The sequence below is a fragment of the Lactobacillus apis genome (genome assembly GCF_002837055.1).
Lineage (GTDB): Bacteria > Bacillota > Bacilli > Lactobacillales > Lactobacillaceae > Lactobacillus > Lactobacillus apis.
Genome location: NZ_PDKP01000010.1, coordinates 12561 through 31617 on the forward strand (window position 1 = coordinate 12561; position 19057 = coordinate 31617).

Genomic DNA, 19057 nt, shown 5'->3' on the forward strand with positions numbered 1-19057 from the left:
ATAGCAGAAAGGTAGCGTGAATGTAGAACAATGTTAAATACTTTTTGGGAATTACTTCTCTCAGCGTCCTCACAAGGATTGCTTTGGTCACTAATGGCCATTGGCGTATACTTAACTTTTCGGATTCTTGACTTGGCCGATATGACCGCAGAAGGCAGTTTTCCCTTGGGCGGAGCAATCGCCACAATGTGTCTAGTTAAAGGCGTTAACCCCTTTATAGCTACGCTAGCAGCTTTTGGCGGCGGTTTAATTGCAGGACTAGTGACAGGATTTTTAAATACTAAATTACGAATCCCGTCATTATTGGCTGGAATCATCACAATGACTGGCCTGTACTCGATTACTTCAAGGGTCATGCAAAATGCCGCTAATGTTTCTCTTTTAGGTAAAGAAACAATTTTCTCAATCGCGCAAAAATGGGGCTTATCCAGAAATAATGCAGTTATCGTTATGGGATTAATCATTGCCCTACTAGTAATAGCTTTACTTGTAATTTTCTTCAGAACTGAAATTGGTTTAGCAATGCGCGCAACTGGTGACAATCCACAAATGAGTGCCGCAAATGGTATCAAAACTGAGCAAATGAAGATTTTAGGTTACATGATTTCCAATGGTTGTATTGCTCTTTCTGGTGCGCTACTTGCCCAAAATAATGGCTTTGCCGACTTAAACTCTGGTGTAGGTACCCTAGTTATCGGTTTAGCTTCAATCATTATCGCAGAAGTTCTTGTACGCAACTTGCCAATCTGGGGACGCTTACTAACTTTAGTCTTGGGTGCAATTATTTACCGCTTGATTTTAGCGCTAGTTTTCCAGATGAACGTTGAACCCGCAGACGCCAAATTGGCTTCAGCCTTAGTTCTAGTTGTTTGTCTTGTATTACCTAATTTCCATTTACCGCGTAATCTAAAGGGAGGAAAAAATCATGCCAGAAGTACTAAAGATTAAAAATTTACACCAAACTTTTGAAAGTGGCACCGTTAATGAAAACAGAGTGCTGCGCGGCGTTAATTTAGATTTAGAGGCTGGTGATTTTGTTACCATTATCGGTAGTAATGGTGCTGGTAAATCCACTTTACTAAACAGTATTGCTGGAACCATTCCGGTGCAAGAAGGACAAATCGTTTTAAACGGAACTGATATTACCAAATTACCTGTTACCAAGCGTGCTAAAAATATAAGTCGAGTTTTTCAAGACCCTAAAATGGGAACAGCAGTAAGATTGACTGTAGAAGAAAACTTAGCCTTGGCAATGAAACGTGGACAAAGACGTGGCTTTCGTCCGGGAGTTAAAAAGCAAGATCGCAAGTTCTTCAAAAAACAACTCGCTCAGTTAGGACTTAACCTTGAAAACCGTTTGGATACAGAAATTGGTTTATTATCAGGTGGTCAACGTCAAGCAATTACATTATTAATGGCCACATTGCAACGGCCAGATTTAATTTTACTTGATGAGCACACTGCTGCTCTTGATCCCAAAACTTCAATCACAGTAATGGAATTAACCGAAAAGCTAATTAATGACCAAAAGCTAACTGCTTTCATGGTTACACACAACATGGAAGACGCTATTCGCTACGGTAATCGACTAATTATGTTGCATCAAGGAAAAGTTGCAGTTAACTTAGCAGGTGAAGAAAAGCAAAGCTTAACAGTGCCTAAGTTAATGGAATTATTCCAAAAGCAAGTTGGTGCTGAAGTTGAAGACGATGCTATGTTACTAGTATAAAAATAAAAAAGCTAATCTACATAAGTAGGTTAGCTTTTTATTATGAACTATGAAGATGTGTTTGAATTACTTTAACAAGATCATCAACTGGCTCTAAACAATCATTTTTTAACCATTCATCTATGACAGCGACTATACCGTTGCGGAAAAAAATTTTGTCATAGTAATTAGTACCTTGCTCCTTTTTACTATTTACAAATCTGTCAGCAATTCCGTTTTGTAAATTTAATTTAAAAAATAAACGATATAGCTCTTGATGTTCTTTAACATGCTGTAATAAATTTGAAAAAGATGGCTCTTCCATATCTTCTTGTATACGAACATACTCGCTAACTAGATATTCTCGAAGTTTATCAATTAAATCATAAATATCCGTGTAGTTATCATAAAACGAAGATCGATTAATTTGTGCTTTTTTACATATCGTAGTAACTTTTAAATCATGTAATTCATGATCTTTCAAAAGTTCAACTACTGCAGTTTGAATTTTCTTACGTGATTCTGTTCGCTTTCGTTTTTTGTCCATTACGTTTAATATAACCTTAAAATTGTCCTATTGCTTCTTTCTTAGTCCAATTATACTTATAATCAATTGAATTAAAGCCAAAAGTGTCATTATTTTGAAAGTAAATTTAACACCATAATAGTTTGCAGTTGAATTTGCATTATAAAAATGACTTGCACTAGTCATCACTTCCATAAAAACTGCAGTACCTAATGCACCACTTAGAGTCCTCAGAGCAGTTATAATTGCTGTTCCATTTGCCATCTCTTCTTTAGGCAAACTTTGCATTCCCCATGTAACTATCGGCATCATAAGACATCCAACACCCAAAAGACGAAGTAAATATAGTATACCTAATAAGAAAACATCCCTCGTTGAATTAATAAAGGTTATTCCAAAGCAACTAATCATAATTAGCAAACTGCCACTAATTGCCAACTTATTGATTCCAAACCGATCGTAGAACATCCCTGTAAGTGGATTAATTAGTGCCATTGCCAACGATCCTGGCAGCATTATTAGGGCAGAAACAACTGCTGATTTCTTCATCACTGTCTGAACTAATATTGGATAAATAGTTGAACTGCCCATCATTACAGCATATAAAAGCATACTAATAATTACCGCCATTCTAAACTTGCTATTTTTTAAAATTTTTAAGTTTAAGAAAGGTAAACCACTACTTATTTGTCTTCTACTAAAAATAAAGATTAGTATAATACCAATAACCAGTAAAATTATGCTCTCATATAAATTTGTACTGATGCTACTTAGTCCTACTAAAATCCCTGTTAAACCACCGATACACAATAATAATGAAACATAATCAAGTTGAATCTTATTCACTGGTAAAACATTTTTTACGCTAAAAGTAGCAAAAATAACAATTACTAATGAAATTATTCCTGTAATTAAAAATATACTGCGCCATCCCCAGGAATCAATTACTATCCCAGTCAGAGTTGGGGCAATTACGGGAGCAGCTCCTGAAGCTAGCCCTAAAATCCCCATAGCCGTACCTTGTTTTTCTGTAGGATAGAGCGTCATAATCACCACTTGTGTCAAGGGTAATACAATACCACTACCTAATGCTTGAAAAATACGACCTAATAATAAAACAGTAAAATTACTTCCATACCAACTAAGTAATGAACCAAATGAAAATAAAATCATTGAAGAAATAAATATTTGTCTTGTAGTATATCGTTTAATCAAATAAGCAGAAATAGGAACCATTATTGCCATTGCTAAACTAAAAGCGCTAGTAAGCCACTGTGCTTTTAGAGCAGTTAATGATAATTCCTGCATAATTTTAGGTAGAGCAGTTGTTAAAGATGTTTGCAATAAAGACGTAACAATTGCTCCAGTTAATAAAGTTGTAAAAACAAGATTAGCTTTTTTTGTTGTCATTTTTTATACTCCTTTTTTAATTGTTTCCAATTATATCTGTATAAAAAAAGCAAACAACCAACAATTTGTGTTGATTTGTTGGGAAATATAGAATTATGCCCTCTTATCAAAAGCCCAAATGGCATACCTTAATATGATACAACAATGACATTATCATAAAATTTATGTAGTTTCACTGATATACGTTTTGATAGTTAATATCAGTTTTTAAAAAAGGCAGCTATGGTTTTTCTTATCACACTTGTTTCTTTATATCATTTCAGAAACTATGTATCCACACGACAGAATAGAGAAAAAGAGAGAAAAACAAATTTTAGTATTAAAAAGGCAACTAACTTTATTTAAAGCTAGTCGCCTTTATGTGTTTATTTATATTTTAGAAGCTGTAATCTCATCGAACTCTGGATATGTTATGACTTCCAAATTGTTATTTACTACTTTTGACAGTTTGAAGGCAAGTAAATGAACTGGAATTGTCATAAAGAGAGCTGCAAACAGTTCATTAACATTAATCTTCAGGTCCAGTACCTCGTCTTTTGGATTTAAAACCTTATTTTTAGCAATGACTGTAATATGATCAGAATGTAGCCTCAAGAACTTTGCTAGTTTTTGAGACCTTTCCTCCAGCTTACCTTGTGGTTCAATGAAAATAAAGTGATCAGAATTATGCAATCCAATATATGGTCCATGCATATACTCTTCTAACTCTTTTCCTTGAGCAGTAATATGATCTGTTTCTGTCACTTTTGTTTCACCTTCACGTGCTACACCATATGCTGCTCCATAGCCAATGAAGAAGAGTCTTTCAATATCAGTATTTTGTTCTAAATATTGGTTTGTCCATTCTTCTGCAAGATTCACAACTGAAGGCAAGTTATCTGCTATTATTCCTAGTTCTTTCTTATCCTCTTCATAAAGTTCTTTTGATATCGTACCTGTCTGGTAGGATGCTTCTGCTGCAAACAGGATAAGTAACAGAATTGTGATACTATAGCCCAGTGTCACATATGGCATCTCCTCAATTCCAAATCCCATAGAAATCATTGAAGCGTTTGTTTTAGCAATTGGACTTTCCAAATCACTTGTAAAAACAAAAACGTCTATGTTTTTATCCACTAGTTCTTTTACAACTTTAATTGTCGAGGCACTGTGCCCACCCTGTGAGATAGCAATATAAAGAATGTCATCCCTAAAATTGCTGTGATAGTTAGCCGCTATCGATGGTTCTTCTACATAAACAGGGATACCCAATCTTTCAGTCATATATGGTACTGCTCCATAGGCAGCGTTAGAACTTGAGCCTGTTGCAAACAAAACAATTGAACTATATTTGTCTTTGTTTGACTTGTATTTTTCAACAAGTTTGTCCAGTAACTGTTGATAATCATTCAGTATCTTACTGTAGTTCTCTGCTTCTGACTTTATATAATATTCCATACTCTTCATAACAATAAATAATCCCTTTTATATTCCGTCCGAGAAATCATCATTCTCGTTTATTTCACTTGCATCGTCTTTTTCAAAAATTTGTGCAGTTTTCTTAGTAATATCAACTAAGTCCTGCATAAATTCTTCTTTATTTTTATATTCTTTGTATGTAGTTTCCAATAACGAACTCAAATTACACCCAGAAACTACACCAACTTTTTTATTCTTGTATGCTATTTCGGCAGCCTTTTTGTATGGTGTTCCACCAACTAAGTCTGTAAAAATAACAACTTCACCATCATTTATTTGTTTACTAATCTTTTCGTAAAGATCTGCCTCGCTCATTTCTTTTGTAAAATCAATGAAATTTTCTTCTTTTTGTTTACCTACAAAAAGTTCCAATGAATTTTGAAGAGATGAGGCAAATTTACCATGACCAACAACAATAACTTTTGCTTTATTCATTTGTGCGTTTCGCTCCAATTACATAATTCCTAACCATGAACATGCAATACACAGTACAAAGACTATCGCAATCAACACAATTGGTGAAACTTCCTTTTTCTTAAGTAGCCAATATAAGAAGAAAGTAAATCCTAATGGCAAAATATTTGGAAAGACTTTATCAAGAAAATCTTTCTGTAATGAAACACTGCCTATCTTTACCTTTAAAGACAAGGTAACGTACGAACTTATCAATGCACCAATTACTGTTAATCCCATAATTGAGGCAGATTTAGAAATGATAGTCGAGTTTTCTTGAATTACATCAATTGCTTTTGTTCCCATGTCATAACCTAAGTGGGCAAAAGGAATTCGACATAAGAAGATTGCTAAATAAACTAAGAAGAAAATAATCGGTCCCAATGGGTTGCCCTTAGAAGCAAACGAAGCACAAATTCCACCGACAATTGGCATAATAGTGAACCAGTAAATTGCATCCCCAATTCCGGCTAAGGGAGCAAATAATGCATTTTTTAATCCACTAATCGTTTTTCGATCAACTCGTTTTTCTTCCATACTTGTTAGTAATCCTAACAAAATAGAGACAAGTGGCGGACTAGTGTTGATAAAGTTCATATTGTCAACCATTGCTTCCGACATTGCTTCTTTATCATCACCAAAGATTTTTTTCCAAATTGGTATTTGAGTCCATGTCCATCCTGGAGCTTGCATACGCTCATAGTTAAATCCTAGTTGAAATAAGGACGCTCTTAAACCTAACTTGGTAATATCACTTTTACTAACCTTGGTATATTTCTGGTTTGCCTTAGATTCCATCTTCGCTACCCCCATTTTCTCTAACTTCATCTATTTGAGCTTGCAGCTTCTGATTTTGTTTATTATTAAAGAAATCAATCATTGCAAAAACCGCACCAATAACTGCAGCAGGCAGTACATTAGAATAGTTTATAAAGCTAGCGACTACAAAGCCTAATAGCAAATATGGAACATAATTGACTCTGAGTAAAACTTTTAATAGCATTGCAAAACCAACTGCTGGTAAAACCCCACCTGCTAATTCAAAGCCATGAATTAACCAAGTTGGCATTGCTTTGACAAGTGAAGCCATAGGTGCTTGAGCAGCATATGCTGACAAGAAAATAACTACGAAAAATGTGAGTGCCATTACTACAACAGAAAACCCAATAAAACGATTGAACTTTTTGGTATCTGCATTTTCTGCTGCCTTATCTAGTCCTGGCATAAAACCTGAAAACAATGAATAGTACATTAAAATGATGTATTGCATCAACATTGCAAATGGTAGCGAAAGTCCAACAGCTGTGGCCGGTGAAACGCTGGTTGTATGCGCAATTACTACTGTCATAATTCCGCAAACTGCTGGGTTTGGTGGCTGTGTTCCACCTGCATTAGTTAAACCAGCAAAAGTTAATTCAGCAATTCCCCCTGCTAATAATCCTGTCATAGGGTCGCCAAGAATCACACCAGTGATGGCACAACTAATGATTGGCCTAAAGATGTAGAGAGCTTCAGTGTATGAATCGACACCTGCAATAGCACCGAACACACTAAGCAAAATCCCTTGAAGTAAAGTTATTTGCATTTTTATCTCCTATTTAAAATCAATTGGTGTTTTCTTTTCTCCAGGAACATCCTGTATATAGGTATTAACGTTAGCATGCACCAACTTCATTAAATCGTCCTTATCTTTTTGATCAACATAGACTTTGTCTGTAACTTTTTCTTTTCCAGTTGAAAAGTGCATATTACCAACGTCTATTTCTTTTATTGGCACTCCCCCTTCGACCAACTTAACTGCATCACCTGGTGTTTTGACAATAATAAAAATTTTCTGTCTAGGTGCTGCTTTTCCAATAATATTGATGGTTTTTTCAATTGTAAAAAATCTCACCTGGGCACCTGAAGACTCAGAAGTACTTTTCATTAGTTTTTGTTGTAAAGGATCATTTGCTACATCGTCATTTGCTACTAATAGTAAATTAGCTCCTAAAGAACTAGTCCAAATTACACCGACTTGTCCGTGTATAAGTCTATTATCAATTCTTGTTAATAAAATATTTGGTTCACTCATCGACTTTTCCTCCTATGATTATGGTCCGGACCAATTAACTAAATAATAATTGAAAGCGATATCAATGTCAACAAAAAGTTTTAAACAAACTATACTTTTGCTATACTTTAGGTGAATAAATATCTGTTTATTGGTACGGACCTATGATTTGGAAGGAAATATGAACGAAAATACTACAGAGCCAAAATATCAAAAGTTGGTTAAGCAAATGAAAGCCTATATTCAGGAAAACATGAAAACTAATCAGAAAATATTGAGCGAGCGAGAAATTGCACAGCGTTTGAGTATTAGCAGATACACTGTACGAAAGGCCCTTGATGAACTTGAAAAGAAAGGATACATTTATAAAGTTCATGGGAAAGGAACTTTTGTATCTGAAAAATCTGTTCCAACCGCTTTAAATGAAATCTACAGTTTTACCGAACAGATGGAACAGCTCGGTAAAAAACCAAAGATGGAATTACTAGAGTTTAAGGTTTTTATACCCAATCAGGAACTTGCTTCTAAACTCCATGTTGCTACTCAAGACAAAGTAATTAAACTTAAATATCTACGAACAGCAGATGATGTTCCAATGATGATCGAAGAAACCTATCTTCCGTATTCTAAATTTCCAACACTGACAGTTGATGCACTTTCTAAAAATTCACTTTACTCAATTATGAAAACTGAGTTTAATCAAAGCATTCATGTTGTTAGTGAATCCATGAGAGCTAGTCTAATTTCTTCAAATGAAGCAAAACTGTTAAAAGTTGAAGATGGTTCTCCCTGCCTCAATGTGAGACGGACTTCATTCAATAAGTTAAATGAACCAATTGAATTTACTTCCTGTATTGCCCGAGGTGATCAATTTGTCTACAATTGCAAATATATACATCAGGATTAATTTCTTTTATTGTATGCAAAAGCCCTACTGCTAAATAGCAGTAGGGCTTTTTATATTTGGTCAGTAAGGTTTTTCTTAATTATTGAATTTTTTACTACCTAATTTCATATGGAAGTTGGGATCCTTTGGTGAATTTGGATCAAAGCCTAAAACAGTTGGAACAATCGAAGCCATTACTTGAAGCAACATTGGGAAAATAAAGGTTGCAAAGTCTTGAGGCACATCTACATCATAGCCAAAATGATTACCGTTGTTGCTATCTGAAGTGTCAACCAAATACAAGTTATTTGTCCAATCACCAAGTACCTCAATCATTTTTTCACAACGTGGTTCAGTACCATTATCCAAAATTATGACTGTAGCCTTCTCATTCATTGCATTATAAATACCATGAATAAACTCATCGAAATCATAACCGGTTACAGGGAGCCGACAAGTTTCCAGCACTTTCAAAGCGCCTTCCAAAACATCTCCATACAGCATCCCTGGTCCAACAACGCGTAGATTATCCATCTTCGCTAATTTTTCTTTATGTTCTTCGACCCAATCATAAGCTCTTTGGTATGCATGAGGGAATTGATCTAAGGTAGTATTCAAGTCTTTTAAGTCCTGATCAAATTGATCTTGGCTTAAGTTACCATTTGCTAAACCAATATAGTCAGCTAAAAGCAACAAATTGAGCTTAGTTGAGTAATATCCCTTAGTTTTAGCCCCAGCCTTTTCTTCTCCAATGTTAACTGTCAAAACTTCATCAGCAATTTGATCAATGTAAGCATCTTTTTCTCCAGCCATTGTGCCAATAACACATCCAGCTTCTTTGGCTGTTTTCATTGCATCAAATGTACTAAAGCTACTACCACCTTGGGAAATACCGATAAGCAAAGTGTGAGAATTATCGCCAACAAAGAAGTCTGGAGTAAGCATGAATGGATAAAAAGCTAGTACTTCTATACCAGAGCGCTTACGCATTAATGATTGCATTTGCAATCCAGAGTGATAACTGGTGCCTGAGCCTGTAATGATAATCTTTTTAATGTCTCTTTTTGCTACACTTGCAAAAAGTTCTTTACTTCCCTCGACAATCTTCTTTAATTGATCTGGTGTGCTTGAAATATATTGTTGAATTAAATTCATTTTATCTCCTTATAAAATTCCAATTACGTGTAATAAAATACCTAAAATCAAAACTCCAATAGTTAGTTTTGAAACACTGACTTTCTTTCTGATTAAGCAAAAGACAAGCAAAGTAGTTAATAGTGGCAATAGTTTTGGCATAATTTGATCAAAAATGGTTTGCAGCTTTACAGTCGCACCAGTCATTGAGAACTTAAGTGGTGTAACAACTGGTAACATAGTTGCAACCATTCCACCTACTACCATCATGCCGATAATGCCAACTATCTGCATTATTTGATCCATGACGCCATTTTTCTGAACTTCGTCCAAAGACTCGACGCCCCATTTATAACCGTATTTTAAGCCAAAAATTCTTATTAGAGTTGCAGGTAAGTTATAAAGAACAAAGAAGAGGATTGGGCCTAAAATACTACCTTGCTTGGCAAATGAGGCACCAATACCAGCCGCAATGACACGGAAAGTACCGAAGAGAATTGAATCCCCGATTCCAGAAAATGGAGCCATTAAAGCTGCTTTAACAGAGTTAATTGAATCTGGGTCAATTGCTGAAGGATTGTTTGCATATTGCTCTTCCATTGCAGAAGAAATTCCCATAATCATTGGTGTCATAGCAGGCGTACAATTGAACAAAGCCAAATGACGCTTTAATGCAGCCGCTCTATCCTTTGTGTTTGAATATAGCCTTTTAATTGCTGGCTCCATTGCGTATGCATAACCAATGTTCTGCATTTTCTCGTAGTTAAATCCACCTTGCAATGCAAATCCTCGCCAGAAAATTGAACGTAAATCTTTTTTAGTTAGTTTTTTGTCAGTCAAAATCAATCGCCCCCTCAGTTAGGTTGTCTTCTGTTTTCTCAGATTTAGTTTCATCCTTGCCATTCGGCTTTTTACCATTATTACCAAACAAAACGATAATAATTGCCATACAAATTGCAAGCACTGCAATTCCTGTGATATCTAATTTTAGATATGCACATAATAAGAACCCCAAGAAAAAGAAAACAAATAGTTTCTTTGAAAATAACATATCTAGCAGTAGCGCAAATCCAACGGATGGAAGTAAGTTACCTGCTACAGTTAATCCATCTAAAATCACCTTTGGAATAGCATTAATAATCAAATTAATCTTTGATGCTCCCAATAGCATTGCTAAAAATGTTGGAATAAATGCACTGAGGAAGAACAGAATTGTTGTTGACAGCAGCATTAGATTGATTCCTCTAAAGTTAGCGGTCTCGGCATATTTATCTGCTTTATGGGAAAACCATAAGTTAACTACTCTAACCAAAGTTCCTAAGTTAGCTGCTAAAACTGCCACTGGTACCGCAATAGTTAAAGCAATTCCAATTCCCTTATGGGAAATTATTGCTAGCGCAGTTCCAATTACACCACCGGTAACATAATCAGGTGGTGTTGATACACCGATCCCAGCAATTCCCATCCAAATAAGTTCTAGCTGGGCTCCAATAATAATACCTTGCTTAATATCTCCTAAAGCAAGTCCAACAAAAACACTTAGTACAATTGGTCTGCCAAATAAAGTTGCACCCAAGACACGTTCATCTAGGATACCTATTCCGGCAATTAAACCAATCAGTAGAGCTTGTACCATTAGTCATCACTCCTTAAGTAAATCATCGAGATCTAGTTTCTTATCTCGAGGTAGCATTCTAAAATCTAGTTCAACGCCTAATTTCTGAATTTCTTTTAGGTCCTCAATATCTTGATCAGAAACTGCTACATAATCATTTAGTTTCTTTTTACCTTCTTCAAATTTTAAGCCGCCCACATTTAATTCTTTAATTGTTCCATTTGAATTTTTTATTAATTGCAAGGCATCCTGAATATTTCTGACTAAAACCAACACCTGTGCCTTTTTAGCAGAAGCAAATTTTTCAACGATTGGTCCAGATTCAGCAACACTACGAATATATAAAGTCACTCCTGCAGGCTTGGCCAAGTTTAAAGCCATTGCCTTAACCTTATCTTTCTGTGCTTCATCGTTTGCTACCAAAATTGTATTAGCCCCTGAATTAGAAGTCCAACCGATTGCAACTTGTCCATGTAGCAAGCGCTCGTCAACTCTTACTAATTTAAGCATTATTCTCAACCCCTTCTCTTACTTTTTCACCAACATCAACTATTCCTGCTATCCCTGCATTTTTTAATTGATTGACAAGATCACTTGTACTTATGTCAGCTGAATCTGTAGTCAGTAATGTTAAAAGCATTGGCAAATTAAGTCCTGAAAGCAAAGTGAAATGATGTCCCTGCAACAAGAGCTCCATAAAAATATTAGTTGCACTTCCACCAAACAAGTCTGTTAATACAATTAAATTCGACTCATCAACAGAGCTAATCATCGCTTCAATTTCTTCTTTAGCTTTAATTGATGACTTATCTTTAGTCATCCCAAAGCAGTTAACATTTTTAATTGGCCCAACAATTAGCTCAGCCGTTTTTTTAAATTCATAGCTCAAATTGCCATGAGTAGCTAAAATAATATCTTTCACATAAAATCCTCCCTTTTTGCTTTTAATTTCTTTCAATTATCTAAAAGCAAAAAGTGTGCCAAGTTAGTGTGCATGAAACTAGTCATGCATAATCAAGTCTCTAATATAAGCGGTTTCAGGGTCGTTGATCTTAATTGCAAAACTATTTTCTAGCACACTATTATATTTTTTTAGAACACTAAAGCAGTTGTCCCTAACAATTAATTTGTTATCGCCATTATATTCTTTAATCTCATTTCCCCGAATGATTCTTTCAATCATGTTGGCAATATGAACATATAAAGATATTTGTACACGATTTGAAATTTTCTTGTTTAAATCTTGCTGAACTTCTTGAATGTACTTACCAATAACATTCATAACTTTGTTGGGCGAAATAATCGTTAAGGAATCCAAAATTCGATCTAATGAAAAGTTCTTAATTAACTGTTTTTCCCATGACTCAAGGTTATCTTGACTAGAATATGGTTTTAGAACAGCTTCTAAGTCTTTGATTTTTTCACCGGTCATTATTTCTTCAAGACCAAAGTAAGGTATTCCTTCAACATCAGGATTATCAATTCCTACAATCGCAACAACATTTTTCTTCTTAAGCAAATCTGAATCTTGGTAATTAACTAGCTCCTTATAGTCATATGCTTCCACTTGCATATTCACTAAACCATGAAAACTTTGGCTTAAAATGTTTTTTATTCTCTGTGCACTACCCATTCCTGTCATACATGTAGTTATGATTGTTGCGGGAACTGATAATTTTGGAACACATAGCTTACTTTCAATTGTATTTTTAGGTAAATTTCCCTGAATTGTTTGTAGATCTTTTTTCAACATTAATTGGTTACCGATCTCAAGCATAATGGACATACTGACATTATTAATTACGAGTAGTTCACAATCACACTCATTTTGGATAGGTTCAATAATCGATTCCAGTGCACCCATATCCATCAGAACGACCAGACCTTCTTGTGGATTAATCCTTTTAATTAAGTCTTTCAAATAACTAATCATTTCTGCTCTGGAAACGTCTGGTTTCAAATCAACTGGAGTATAAATTGCATTTTGTAAAAAGTGATTACAAGTGTCACTCATACTACTGGCAGTGGCATAACCGTGAGCAACTAAAATTGCTGGTATCTGTGGTAAAACCGTCAAATCATTATTAGAAATCAAAATTGCCAACCAAATGCGATCACATTTTCTCAAGCTAACTTCAAAATGCATTTCGATTAATGGAGCCAATTTATCAATTATCTGTATTTCTGGGCTGAAGAGTTTATTAACTAAACTAAGATTCATGTCTTTAGTAAAATCAATACTTGCTTCATTTCGCATTAAATAGTAAATATAGATTGCTAAATCGTATAGGGATAGGTTTTTAAGATTTAAAAAATCTATCTGAGCCACATCAAAAATACTTGTTATTGCATCAGTGTAATCTGCAATAATTGACCGTTCTGTACTATAAAGCGAATACAGAATTTCGTGAGTTTCTTGTTGAACAATTTCATAATAAGGTTTCCTTTTTTTAACATTACCTAGCTGTAGTTGATCTAGCCTTTGCCACGAATATGACATTTTTGAAAAAAACTCTTTATCATCAATACAAATATGATCTTTTTCCGTATCGTCTGGATGAAAAATTAATTTGTTTTTTTCTTGCGTCATTGCAAAGTTAGTTGTACGTTGCTGCTTTAAAATACTACTTGGTAAATCACCAATCTTAATCTCAACTCGCTGCTTGTTTATAGCTTGTGCATATTTTTTGGCCACAATATTTTGAAGCAAATTCTTTAGTTCCCCAACATTAGCTTTAAAATGGCAATGATTAATCAAACCAATACACTGTTTTGAAATTTCGATATCACAATTAATTCTTTTTGCTTGCTCAATTAGCAAAGTAGTCGTTAAAGCTCTTTTCTCATAGGTCCCTCTCTGATCAAGTGTAGGCAGCTTAATTTTTATTGGGATTCTGCGTAAAAATGTATTTAAGAAGTTCTCTTCTTTTTCAGTTGTTGCAAAGTATAGTCTAGTTCTACTTTCGATTTTTTTAGCGTCATTACCAACCGGAGAATATTTCCCAGTGTCTAAATATGTGAATAACTTTTCTTGTCCTTCTGGACTTAATCGGTGTACTTCGTCTAAAAATAAAATCCCGTCGTTAGCTGATGCAAGTGCCCCTGCCTTATCACTGTCTGCTCCAGTAAACGATCCTTTTACGTAACCAAAAAGAACACTAGACAATAATTCAGGGTTATTAGCATACTGCGCACAGTTAATAACGATCAATTGTGCATCAGTATTTAAAACACCATATGATTTTGCGTATTGAAATAATTTTTTGATTAAAAAAGTTTTACCTGTCCCAGACTCACCAAAAGTGATTGCTGGCAGACCTGCAGGCGGATATAGTAATGATGCTTTTAGTTGCTCAATTACTTCTTTTAAGCTTCCATTCCAACCGATAATTTCTTTCCAAAGATCATCTTGATATTCATTTTTGAAGTCTTTAATACTATCGTAAGTACTTGTAGAATATGTGTTTTTGTCAAAACGCAGATAAATTACCGGTCTTGTGTTAATTTTAATTAGCTTTTTTCTTTTATATAATTGATTGAGTTTTTTACTTATCACCGAACGCTCAGCATCAGTTTTTTCAACGACAAAATTCGTTGTTGGTGCTTCCATCAAATCATAATTTCTCATGAATAACTGCGTTTGTCGTTTGACTAAGTCCAATATTTCAATTTCTAGATCACTCATAATTTCATGCCTCCCTTTTCCTAAAATGTATCACATGATTAATTAATAAATTTATCAGCTTTTATTTATCATATTTAAGAATACTTTTCAAATCACATTAAGCTTATATCCTTTCATATCAAGCAAAAAGAATTTGGAAATTCCAAATTCTTTTTAATTGATTATCTATTTTTTAATAGCAAGGAACTATTTTTGTTCCTTCTCTAATTCTGCTATCTGCTTAGACATTTCTTGAATCTGGGAAATAGGAATCGAAGTGTCAGCCATCATTTCATCTCGCTTGTATCTTAACAAGCTTAATTCAGCATCTGTATCCTTACTTGCTGCATTTGGCAACAGTAACTTGCCTTTAGCAATTTGCCACTTTGAAAAATTCAACTCGTTTATGATACTTTTATCATGCGTAACGATTATTACGGAAAAAGGATAATTTTTTAGAAATGAAGTTAATGCTGTTATAGACGAAATATCTAAGAAGTTATCTGGTTCATCAAGTATTAACATATTATGTTCACCTAACAAAATTTGAGCTAACTTATAGCACACTAATTGTCCCCCACTCAGGCTTGATACTGACATATTCAAACAATTACCTAAGTGTAAGTCGCCCAATAGCTGCCTAGTAGTCGTTTCATCAAAAACAGTGCTTTTTTTGATTTCATTACCGACTTTTTTAGAGTTGTTAACCTCACTTATAACATCTTGTGTAAAAAAGCCTATTTTTGCTTTAGGATTTATCCACTCAGCTAATAAATTGTTTATCAATTCAGTCAAAAAGAATGTTTTTCCACAGCCGTTTTCCCCAGTCAAAATAATTTTCTCTTTATTCTTTATTTTTAATGTTTCATCAATTTTGAAAAGCGCTCTATTTTCCCGATAAATAGTTTGTGCATCAATTCTTAACAAACTGTCTTTTGCCTTCAACTCTAAGTTAGAGACTTTAAAATATTCAATGTAATTGGATGCCGCGTAACAGGCTTTTTTAATTGACTCATTTCGCGGTCTATCTTTTTAGACATAATTTTGCTTGAGTGCAATAGCTTTTTTTCAATTTTATTCGAGTCCTTTATTTTCCAATCAGACCAAGAGCTATTCTTTTTCTTCTTAGTCGCACTATGTCCTTTACTCTCCAATTGCCTTTGTACTTTTCTTAAGTTGTTAATTTTCTTTTTCTTTAATTGATATTGTGTTTCTTCACGCCGTATATCATCTTCTTCCTTTTTTTGATACTCAACATATGTTCCCTTAAATTCATTGACGCTATTATCTTCGATATACCAAACGGTATTTACAACTTCTCTAAGAAATTCTTGGTCATGGCTTACGATTAGCACCGGCTTACTGAAACTATTAAGCGTCTCAACCAACCATTTTTGTTGAACAATATCTAAATTAGCTGTCGGCTCATCAAGTAATAACACAGCTTGTTTACTTTTATTTACCTTTTTGATTGCAGAAGCAATAGCTTCTTTTTCCTTTTCTCCCCCACTTTTTCTGTCATGATTTAAAAGCTGTGGCACCATATATGTATCACAAAGCCTTACTATATTTTCTTTTATGTCCATTGTGCTTGGCTGCTTATTAATTATTCTTAACATAGTAGTCTTGCCAGAGCCGTTAAGTCCTATTAAGCCTATTTTTTGGTGTTGAGTGATGCTTAAGTTGGCAGCAGTGAATAGTTCTTGGCCATTATTGTTTACTTGTAGATTTACAATTTTTATATATTCCATAACTAATCTCCTTACATGTTTAGCATAAAGACTGATATGCAAGTATATTTAAAGTTTTGATATTTTTAGTAAGACACGTTCAAACTCACCACTGAACTTCGTTATAAAGAAAAAAGATCAATATGTTATTAACATATTGATCTTAGTTTTTTATTCAGATAAACAAAAAATTATCGTATGCGGTAAGACAGTCTAGTAAGATTGATTGGCTCACAAAGACTAGCAAAAGATAGTGCATCTTCTATATCAATATCTTTAACATTTAAATTCAAGTGCATATTTAATCTTTTGCTAATCATCTTTATAATTCCTTAATTTTTATTGTTTATTATACACGTTTTTGCACTTAATGGGCAAAAATTTAATCAGACCTACCATAGCCTCTTTAAAAATTTCCACCAACGTTTTATTTTAATTAACCGTATCCTCAATACTGCTTTGGAAATCCTCTTCATATTTCAGTCCATGTATGCAAGCTAAAGGAATATTAACTCCGCGTTGACCCATTACTAAGCCTGCAGCAGACGCCAACATGTCACACAGTGTTTCAGCAGTTCCGGCAGCTTCATTAATTCTTAAACCTTTTAGACCATACAATCCGACAGCTATTTGGTTTGCACCCTTTTTATCTTTCCTTCCATCACTATCAGTGATAATCACACCAACTTTAACACCTAATTCTTGTAAAAAAGTTTGGCTAATTTTTTGCGCAGACGCATCACAATTTTTCGGTAAGGTAATTGCAGTATTATTTTCGCCCTTATCCACTCCGCCACTAGTCAAGCAAAGTCCATTAGGTAACCATGCCCCAATATAGCCATCATCCATTTCTAGCCTTTTGCCAGTTGGATCCCCAGTTTGATCAATTATCACTTGAATTATACGAGAATCCTTTCTTAAAATTTGTTTATGAATTTTCTGTGCTAAAGCAGAAGGTACTACTTGGTTTAAGTCGACAATATTACCTTCTGCCAACGAGCATATTTTAGAAGCCACACAAATAATATCGCCATTGGACACATTAAATTTCTCTTTTTTTATAGTTTTTGCCAATACTTTTGGCAAGTCACATGCTGTAGTAATTTTTGGTACACCATTAAGTTCGCTAATTGTAATCATCTTTGTCCCTCTACAATATTTTTCGCCTTCTAATAACAAAATATCATTTATATAAAAATAAAAAGTTTCACTCACAATTGCAAGTGAAACTTTTTTTAGTATAAATACTTCTTTACTGCCTCTTTAGGATTCATCCCCGCACGAATTTTCAATTCTAATTCAATCGCTACATCAGCAATGATTGATTGTGGGTCAATCACCTTATAAGGATGATCAGGGGCTTTTTCTTGGGCTAAAGAAAGTTCGGTACAGCCTAACAAAATAACGTTACAGCCGTACTCATCATGCATCTTACGCAAAATACTATGATATAGTTCTGCGTCCACTACACCCATTTGCTTGATGTTAGTATAAATCAGTTCAGTAACCATCGGCTGAATTTCAGGACCACCCAGTTCTGCCTGACGGCCAACTGCCGTAATTTCATCAACATATAAATGGTCATAAATTGATCCCTCAGTCGCAATTACGCCAATTTTCTGCTCATTAGGATATTCTTCAACAAACCGGTGCACTGCAATCCGCATCATATGCAAGAAAGGGACATCAGTTAGACTAGCAAGGTCATCATAAAAATAGTGTGCTGTATTACACGGCATAATAAAGAAATCAGGACCTAATTGCGCCTGTTGTAAAACATCCTCACGCAAATTGATAAAAAAGTTTGGTTTGGAATGGTCTTTAATATAGGCTGTTCGATCAGGTACTTGGGCGTCATTAACCAAAACATAATTTAAATAGTCTTGGTCTTTAGTGATTTTAATTCGGTGGTTAAGTTGTCTTGCAAGACTTTCTGTTGCAATTGTTCCCATACCACCAAGAATTGTAAAAAAGTTTCTCATTTTTGCGCTTTTCTCACTATTTAAAGTGCTCGTTCTGTCCTTCCAGCTCATTAATCATTTGCTGGGCTACATTGATGTCAGAAGGATAAGGAGTATTGACACCACGAACTTTTTGGAAGCCATCTTCACCCTTACCACAGATTAGAACGACGTCACCATTTTTTGACATACTAATTGCATCATAAATTGCTTTTTGTCGATCTAATTCGATTGTGACATCAACTTTAGAGTGATCAATTCCCGCGTCAATTTCTTGGCAGATTTCCATTGGATCTTCAAAACCTGGATCATCAGTTGTCAAAAAGGCCTTGTCAGCATAGGCATTCAAGCTCTTACTAAAACCAGGACGTCGTGAAATACCCTTATCACCAGGTGCACCGACTACTACTATGATTTTTGGATTATCAAATTCGCGTTGCATGAAGCCCATTAAAGCCA

Annotated in this window: 21 protein-coding genes; 3 read left to right on the forward strand and 18 right to left on the reverse strand. The window is 34.6% G+C overall.

What is annotated here, in order from left to right; all coding sequences use genetic code 11:
* Positions 1–30 precede the first annotated feature (30 nt).
* Positions 31–948, forward strand: a complete 918-nt coding sequence (locus CRG87_RS06270) for an ABC transporter permease (protein ID WP_074425991.1) — start codon at positions 31–33, stop codon at positions 946–948.
* Positions 926–1729 carry an ABC transporter ATP-binding protein gene (locus tag CRG87_RS06275; RefSeq protein ID WP_074425992.1) on the forward strand — a complete coding sequence of 268 codons (804 nt, stop codon included), beginning with the start codon at positions 926–928 and terminating at the stop codon, positions 1727–1729. Before CRG87_RS06270 ends, CRG87_RS06275 begins: the two co-directional genes overlap by 23 nt.
* Before the next feature lie 40 nt (positions 1730–1769).
* On the opposite strand, the gene CRG87_RS06280 is transcribed toward CRG87_RS06275, so the two are convergent.
* The 7 genes from CRG87_RS06280 to agaB form a co-directional block, all read right to left on the reverse strand.
* Positions 1770–2255 (reverse strand): TetR/AcrR family transcriptional regulator, encoded by a 486-nt coding sequence (locus tag CRG87_RS06280; RefSeq protein ID WP_074425993.1) that lies wholly within the window; start codon positions 2253–2255, stop codon positions 1770–1772.
* Between the two features lie 27 nt (positions 2256–2282).
* The gene (locus tag CRG87_RS06285) at positions 2283–3644 is read right to left on the reverse strand and encodes a DHA2 family efflux MFS transporter permease subunit (protein ID WP_074425994.1); all 1362 of its coding nucleotides are present in this window, start codon (positions 3642–3644) and stop codon (positions 2283–2285) included.
* A 369-nt stretch (positions 3645–4013) separates the two neighbouring features.
* Positions 4014–5081 carry an SIS domain-containing protein gene (locus CRG87_RS06290; protein ID WP_218837620.1) on the reverse strand — a complete coding sequence of 356 codons (1068 nt, stop codon included), beginning with the start codon at positions 5079–5081 and terminating at the stop codon, positions 4014–4016.
* A 27-nt stretch (positions 5082–5108) separates the two neighbouring features.
* Entirely contained in the window at positions 5109–5537 is a 429-nt protein-coding gene (locus tag CRG87_RS06295; protein ID WP_074425996.1) for a PTS sugar transporter subunit IIA, read from the reverse strand.
* 18 nt (positions 5538–5555) lie between these two features.
* A complete protein-coding gene (gene agaD / locus CRG87_RS06300; RefSeq protein WP_074425997.1) occupies positions 5556–6353 on the reverse strand; it encodes a PTS galactosamine transporter subunit IID in 798 nt (265 codons plus the stop codon).
* Positions 6343–7140, reverse strand: a complete 798-nt coding sequence (gene agaC, locus CRG87_RS06305) for a PTS galactosamine transporter subunit IIC (protein ID WP_074425998.1) — start codon at positions 7138–7140, stop codon at positions 6343–6345. Before agaC ends, agaD begins: the two co-directional genes overlap by 11 nt.
* 9 nt (positions 7141–7149) lie before the next feature.
* A complete protein-coding gene (gene agaB / locus CRG87_RS06310; RefSeq protein WP_074425999.1) occupies positions 7150–7629 on the reverse strand; it encodes a PTS galactosamine transporter subunit IIB in 480 nt (159 codons plus the stop codon).
* Between the two features lie 160 nt (positions 7630–7789).
* Here agaB and CRG87_RS06315 point away from each other — a divergent pair, with 160 nt between their 5' ends.
* Positions 7790–8515 (forward strand): GntR family transcriptional regulator, encoded by a 726-nt coding sequence (locus CRG87_RS06315; RefSeq protein ID WP_074426000.1) that lies wholly within the window; start codon positions 7790–7792, stop codon positions 8513–8515.
* 75 nt (positions 8516–8590) lie between these two features.
* On the opposite strand, the gene CRG87_RS06320 is transcribed toward CRG87_RS06315, so the two are convergent.
* From CRG87_RS06320 to CRG87_RS06370, 11 genes are all read right to left on the reverse strand, one after another.
* Positions 8591–9649 carry an SIS domain-containing protein gene (locus CRG87_RS06320; protein ID WP_074426001.1) on the reverse strand — a complete coding sequence of 353 codons (1059 nt, stop codon included), beginning with the start codon at positions 9647–9649 and terminating at the stop codon, positions 8591–8593.
* A 9-nt stretch (positions 9650–9658) separates the two neighbouring features.
* Positions 9659–10468, reverse strand: coding sequence for a PTS system mannose/fructose/sorbose family transporter subunit IID (locus CRG87_RS06325; RefSeq protein ID WP_074426002.1), 810 nt, complete (start codon positions 10466–10468; stop codon positions 9659–9661).
* The gene (locus CRG87_RS06330; RefSeq protein WP_074426003.1) at positions 10461–11264 is read right to left on the reverse strand and encodes a PTS mannose/fructose/sorbose/N-acetylgalactosamine transporter subunit IIC; all 804 of its coding nucleotides are present in this window, start codon (positions 11262–11264) and stop codon (positions 10461–10463) included. The genes CRG87_RS06325 and CRG87_RS06330 overlap by 8 nt, the downstream gene beginning before the upstream one ends.
* A gap of 6 nt (positions 11265–11270) precedes the next feature.
* On the reverse strand, positions 11271–11753 hold the full coding sequence (locus CRG87_RS06335) for a PTS sugar transporter subunit IIB (protein WP_074426004.1): 483 nt from the start codon (positions 11751–11753) through the stop codon (positions 11271–11273).
* The gene (locus tag CRG87_RS06340; protein ID WP_074426005.1) at positions 11746–12165 is read right to left on the reverse strand and encodes a PTS sugar transporter subunit IIA; all 420 of its coding nucleotides are present in this window, start codon (positions 12163–12165) and stop codon (positions 11746–11748) included. The genes CRG87_RS06335 and CRG87_RS06340 overlap by 8 nt, the downstream gene beginning before the upstream one ends.
* Before the next feature lie 78 nt (positions 12166–12243).
* A complete protein-coding gene (locus CRG87_RS06345; protein ID WP_074426006.1) occupies positions 12244–14928 on the reverse strand; it encodes a sigma 54-interacting transcriptional regulator in 2685 nt (894 codons plus the stop codon).
* Between the two features lie 186 nt (positions 14929–15114).
* A complete protein-coding gene (locus tag CRG87_RS06350) occupies positions 15115–15852 on the reverse strand; it encodes an ATP-binding cassette domain-containing protein (RefSeq protein WP_165775967.1) in 738 nt (245 codons plus the stop codon).
* A gap of 2 nt (positions 15853–15854) precedes the next feature.
* Positions 15855–16658 carry an ATP-binding cassette domain-containing protein gene (locus CRG87_RS06355; RefSeq protein ID WP_074426008.1) on the reverse strand — a complete coding sequence of 268 codons (804 nt, stop codon included), beginning with the start codon at positions 16656–16658 and terminating at the stop codon, positions 15855–15857.
* A gap of 411 nt (positions 16659–17069) precedes the next feature.
* On the reverse strand, positions 17070–17777 hold the full coding sequence (locus CRG87_RS06360; RefSeq protein WP_074426009.1) for a coenzyme F420-0:L-glutamate ligase: 708 nt from the start codon (positions 17775–17777) through the stop codon (positions 17070–17072).
* Between the two features lie 95 nt (positions 17778–17872).
* Positions 17873–18619: an aspartate/glutamate racemase family protein gene (locus tag CRG87_RS06365; protein ID WP_074426010.1), complete on the reverse strand. Its 747-nt coding sequence runs from the start codon at positions 18617–18619 to the stop codon at positions 17873–17875.
* A 16-nt stretch (positions 18620–18635) separates the two neighbouring features.
* The coding region (locus CRG87_RS06370) for a glutamate ligase domain-containing protein (protein WP_409454859.1) at positions 18636–19057 on the reverse strand (422 nt) is incomplete at its 5' end.

Coding starts and splice junctions, on each gene's coding strand:
- CRG87_RS06365 (WP_074426010.1), bottom strand. CDS start 18,619: ATGAGAAACTTTTTTACAATTCTTGGTGGTATGGGAACAATTGCAACA.
- CRG87_RS06295 (WP_074425996.1), bottom strand. CDS start 5,537: ATGAATAAAGCAAAAGTTATTGTTGTTGGTCATGGTAAATTTGCCTCA.
- CRG87_RS06280 (WP_074425993.1), bottom strand. CDS start 2,255: ATGGACAAAAAACGAAAGCGAACAGAATCACGTAAGAAAATTCAAACT.
- CRG87_RS06355 (WP_074426008.1), bottom strand. CDS start 16,658: ATGGAATATATAAAAATTGTAAATCTACAAGTAAACAATAATGGCCAA.
- CRG87_RS06270 (WP_074425991.1), top strand. CDS start 31: ATGTTAAATACTTTTTGGGAATTACTTCTCTCAGCGTCCTCACAAGGA.
- CRG87_RS06285 (WP_074425994.1), bottom strand. CDS start 3,644: ATGACAACAAAAAAAGCTAATCTTGTTTTTACAACTTTATTAACTGGA.
- CRG87_RS06315 (WP_074426000.1), top strand. CDS start 7,790: ATGAACGAAAATACTACAGAGCCAAAATATCAAAAGTTGGTTAAGCAA.
- CRG87_RS06330 (WP_074426003.1), bottom strand. CDS start 11,264: ATGGTACAAGCTCTACTGATTGGTTTAATTGCCGGAATAGGTATCCTA.
- agaC (WP_074425998.1), bottom strand. CDS start 7,140: ATGCAAATAACTTTACTTCAAGGGATTTTGCTTAGTGTGTTCGGTGCT.
- agaD (WP_074425997.1), bottom strand. CDS start 6,353: ATGGAATCTAAGGCAAACCAGAAATATACCAAGGTTAGTAAAAGTGAT.
- agaB (WP_074425999.1), bottom strand. CDS start 7,629: ATGAGTGAACCAAATATTTTATTAACAAGAATTGATAATAGACTTATA.
- CRG87_RS06275 (WP_074425992.1), top strand. CDS start 926: ATGCCAGAAGTACTAAAGATTAAAAATTTACACCAAACTTTTGAAAGT.
- CRG87_RS06320 (WP_074426001.1), bottom strand. CDS start 9,649: ATGAATTTAATTCAACAATATATTTCAAGCACACCAGATCAATTAAAG.
- CRG87_RS06290 (WP_218837620.1), bottom strand. CDS start 5,081: ATGGAATATTATATAAAGTCAGAAGCAGAGAACTACAGTAAGATACTG.
- CRG87_RS06345 (WP_074426006.1), bottom strand. CDS start 14,928: ATGAGTGATCTAGAAATTGAAATATTGGACTTAGTCAAACGACAAACG.
- CRG87_RS06335 (WP_074426004.1), bottom strand. CDS start 11,753: ATGCTTAAATTAGTAAGAGTTGACGAGCGCTTGCTACATGGACAAGTT.
- CRG87_RS06360 (WP_074426009.1), bottom strand. CDS start 17,777: ATGATTACAATTAGCGAACTTAATGGTGTACCAAAAATTACTACAGCA.